General features: G+C 72.9%; 5 protein-coding genes. 4 read left to right on the top strand and 1 reads right to left on the bottom strand.

Going from position 1 to position 2,107, the window contains the following annotated elements; genetic code table 11:
• From GTW43_RS01595 to GTW43_RS01585, 3 genes are all read left to right on the top strand, one after another.
• Positions 1-412 (top strand): anti-sigma factor antagonist (locus tag GTW43_RS01595; protein ID WP_343245860.1); only part of this gene is annotated, 412 nt, incomplete at its 5' end.
• Between the two features lie 100 nt (positions 413-512).
• The gene (locus GTW43_RS01590; protein ID WP_161299728.1) at positions 513-863 is read left to right on the top strand and encodes a metalloregulator ArsR/SmtB family transcription factor; all 351 of its coding nucleotides are present in this window, start codon (positions 513-515) and stop codon (positions 861-863) included.
• A gap of 173 nt (positions 864-1,036) precedes the next feature.
• Positions 1,037-1,450: a hypothetical protein gene (locus GTW43_RS01585; protein ID WP_161299727.1), complete on the top strand. Its 414-nt coding sequence runs from the start codon at positions 1,037-1,039 to the stop codon at positions 1,448-1,450.
• Positions 1,451-1,457: 7 nt separating this feature from the next.
• Here GTW43_RS01585 and GTW43_RS01580 read toward each other — a convergent pair whose 3' ends face one another.
• Complete coding sequence (locus tag GTW43_RS01580) at positions 1,458-1,679, bottom strand: hypothetical protein (RefSeq protein ID WP_161299726.1); 222 nt, start codon at positions 1,677-1,679, stop codon at positions 1,458-1,460.
• 146 nt (positions 1,680-1,825) lie between these two features.
• Between GTW43_RS01580 and GTW43_RS01575 the strand changes: the two genes are divergently transcribed.
• Positions 1,826-2,107: response regulator (locus GTW43_RS01575; RefSeq protein WP_161299725.1), on the top strand; the 282-nt coding region annotated here is incomplete at its 3' end.

The following is a 2,107-nucleotide window of genomic DNA, read 5'->3' as shown; positions in this document are numbered from 1 at the left end:
GAGGGAGTGGGCGAGGACGATGACCATCGAATGGCGTTACCGCGTCGAGCACGGCCTCGGCGTCCTCTCCGTGTCCGGACATCTCGGCCCCGAGGCCGCGCACCGCTTCGCCGGCGCGGTCGGCTGGGTCGTGGCGCGCGGCACCGGGCCCGTCGTCGTCGACCTGAGCGAGCTGCGCGGCTGGTCCGCGGAGGGGCGGCTGGCGGTCGTTGCGGCCGCGGGCCGGCTCGCCGCGTGCGGGCGGGCCATGACGCTGGCCGCCGTCCCGGCCGGCGATGCGCTCCTGCCGCCCGGCGAGGGCCCCGCCATCCCCGTCCACGGCGACCTGCCCGCCGCGCTCGCCGCCCACGCGATCCGGCACGGCGGCGAGGACGAGCCGCACGAGTGGCGCACCGAGGGCTGGACCGCCTGAGCGGCGGGGGCCGGGACCGGCGCGGGGCGGCGACAGGCGAAGATGGTGCCATGGTGACGATTTCTGGGCGCGGCGTGCACGGCAGCCGGGGGCGCGGGCGATGAGCACACCCCTGTACCAACTCAAGGCCGAGTTCTTCAAGACGCTGGGCCACCCGGCCCGGATCCGGGTCCTCGAGCTCCTGAGCGAGCGCGAACACGCGGTCGCCGAGATGCTCCCCGAGGTCGGCATCGAACCGGCCCACCTGTCCCAGCAGCTCGCGGTCCTGCGCCGGGCCAACCTGGTCGTGACCCGCAAGGAAGGCTCGAACGTCTACTACTCCCTGACCACTCCCCACGTGGCCGAACTCCTCCGCGTGGCCCGCACGATCCTCACCGGAGTCCTCAGCAACCAGGCCGAACTCCTGGCAGACCTCCGCTCGGGCCCGGGCGATCGGCCGGGGGCGTCCTAGAGCCCTGCGCCCGGATGCGGCCCCACGCTCCGGGGGAGATCCTTGAGGTGTCGGGGCGCCACGCACACCTGGGGGCGCACATGAGCAAGCGAGAACCCCCTCCCGGCTGGGGCGGCGCGCCCCGGCAGGAGGCACCGCACCCACCTCCGCGCAAGCGCCGCACAGGCCGGACCGTGTTGATCGCCGTTCTGGGACTTGTGATCGTCCTCGGCGTGGTCGGCGTCCTGGCCTCCGTGCTCGGCGGCGGCGACGACACACCGCCCGGAAAGGCACCGAGCCACGAGCGGACGGCGCCCTCAGTCCCCGGACCGCGAGGGGACGCCAAGATCACCAAGTGCTCCGTGTCGGAGGGACTGAGCTACCCGACGGCCGAGGTGCAGATCACCAATCGCAGCTCCAAGACCTCGGACTACCTGGTCAGCGTCGAGTTCGTGGACGCGAAGGGCGAGCGGATCACGGACACGTTCGTCGCCACGAACCGGCTCGCACCGCATCAGGTGGCTCACGAGACGGCCCAAGGGTTCCGGGAGGCCCACGGATCGGTGGTCTGCCGGATCACGGACGTGAGCAGGACCGCGTCACTGTGACGGAGCGTCAGCCCGCGTTGCGCGGATGGTTGCGGGCCGTGCGTTCGTTGCCTCTGCGGTAGTTGCCCGTCCAGCGGGCCATCACCAGTTGCGCGTCGCCGCTCTCCGCCTCCCGCACGAACTGGGCGGCCCGGCTGCCGCGCAGGACCGTCGCCGTGCGGTGGTGGTGCGTGATGCGGACCGTGCCGTCGGCCCGTTCCTCGTACGCGAATCCGTGTGCTGCCGTCATCGGGTCCCCTCGTCCGCCCCCGGCGTCCGCCGGGACCCTCCATGGTGTCGGGCGCGGACGGCCGGCGCGAGCGGATATGAGGGCCGGCCCCCGCCGCCTCACCCGCGCATGCCTGCGCGTGTCTGCGTATGTCTACGATCGACGGCGTGTGCGCAGAAGTCATGGTCGCCGAAGACGACGCGAAGCAGGCCGAGCTGATCCGCCGCTACCTGGAACGCGAGGGGCACGCCGTCACCGCCGTGCGGGACGGGCGTGAGGCGATCGAGGCGGTCCGGCGCAGAGAGCCCGACCTGCTCGTGCTCGACGTGATGATGCCGCGCACCGACGGCCTCGACGTCGTGCGCGTCCTGCGCTCCGAGCAGCGCGAACTGCCCGTGCTCATGCTGACCGCCCGCACCACCGAGGACGATCTGCTGCTCGGCCTCGAC

The sequence above is a fragment of the Streptomyces sp. SID5785 genome, from assembly GCF_009870065.1.
GTDB lineage: Bacteria > Actinomycetota > Actinomycetes > Streptomycetales > Streptomycetaceae > Streptomyces.
This window is presented reverse-complemented; position numbering and strand designations above follow the sequence as displayed.

Coding starts and splice junctions, on each gene's coding strand:
- GTW43_RS01590 (WP_161299728.1), top strand. CDS start 513: ATGAGCACACCCCTGTACCAACTCAAGGCCGAGTTCTTCAAGACGCTG.
- GTW43_RS01580 (WP_161299726.1), bottom strand. CDS start 1,679: ATGACGGCAGCACACGGATTCGCGTACGAGGAACGGGCCGACGGCACG.